The sequence below is a fragment of the Paracoccus sp. S4493 genome, from assembly GCF_000967735.1.
GTDB lineage: Bacteria > Pseudomonadota > Alphaproteobacteria > Rhodobacterales > Rhodobacteraceae > Paracoccus > Paracoccus marcusii.
This window is the reverse complement of record NZ_JXYF01000399.1, coordinates 1-1,041: the sequence shown is the minus strand read 5'-3', so window position 1 is coordinate 1,041 and position 1,041 is coordinate 1. Positions and strand designations below refer to the sequence as shown.

At 66.3% G+C, this 1,041-nt stretch carries 1 protein-coding gene and 1 pseudogene; one reads left to right on the top strand and one right to left on the bottom strand.

Going from position 1 to position 1,041, the window contains the following annotated elements; all coding sequences use genetic code 11:
- Nucleotides 1–352: 352 nt before the first annotated feature.
- The gene (locus TW83_RS18050; protein ID WP_239441422.1) at nucleotides 353–838 is read left to right on the top strand and encodes a cell wall hydrolase; all 486 of its coding nucleotides are present in this window, start codon (nucleotides 353–355) and stop codon (nucleotides 836–838) included.
- Between the two features lie 7 nt (nucleotides 839–845).
- On the opposite strand, the pseudogene TW83_RS21465 reads toward TW83_RS18050, so the two are convergent.
- A pseudogene (locus tag TW83_RS21465) lies at nucleotides 846–1,041 on the bottom strand (bile acid:sodium symporter family protein); the annotation flags it as partial.

The window sequence follows — 1,041 nt, the reverse complement described above, 5'->3', positions numbered from 1 at the left end:
CGACTTGCCCGCGCCGTTGCCGCCGCACAGCGCATGCACCGATCCCGGCTCCAGCCGGAACTGGCCCAGCTTCAGCGCGGGAACGCCATCGAAGGATTTGCGAAAGCCCGAGGCCTCCAACAGCGGCGTGGTCATATCGTCCCCCCATGCCGGACGCCCACCGGGCGTGCCGATACATATGTCAGTCTCCCTCTGACATTTGCACGCTAAGCGGCGCGGATGACTTCTGTCAACAGGGATGTGACATAGTTCAGATGCGATCTGGCAGTTGTCCGCGCGGCCCGCCTGCTGCTAAGCGTTGCGAAACAGCAAGGCTGCAGGGGCAGGGACAGGCATGAGTTTTTCGAAGGGGATGCTGCGCGGCGCCGCGCTGCTGGCGGTGCTGTCGTCGTTGGCCGCCTGCGGCGGTTTCAAGCGTCAGAGCGAACTGGAATGCATGGAACGCGCCATGTATTTCGAATCGAACCGGTCCAGCCGGGACGGGATGATCGCCGTGGGCAGCGTGGTGATGAACCGCGTCCAGTCAGGCAACTATCCGCGGTCGGTCTGCGGCGTGGTGGGGCAGAAGAACCAGTTCGCGCCCGGCGTCCTGACCAAGCGGATGGACCGCGCGTCGGCCCCGCGCCTGCGCGAGGCGGCCGTGTCCGTGCTGCGCGGCGAACGCCATCCGATGATCCAGAACGCCCAGTTCTTTCACGCGGCCAGCTATCGCGCGTCCTACAACAACATGCATTACGTCGTGACGGCGGGCGGCAACGCGTTCTATGAACGCCGCCGCCCGGAACTGGTGACCCAGCCCCGCGTGCTGCCGCAGATCGAGGGCATCACGGGGCGCTGAGGCGGATCTAGCGGGCCTTCATCCGCGACAGGATGTTGGCCACCAGCGCGCCCGAGATGTTGTGCCACACGCTGAAGATCGCCGCCGGCACCGCCGTCAGCGGCGAGAAATAGGCAGTAGCCAGCGCCGCGGCCAGGCCCGAATTCTGCATGCCGGTCTCGATCGCGATGGCCTTTCGGGCGGCCAGGTCCAGCCCGGCCAGC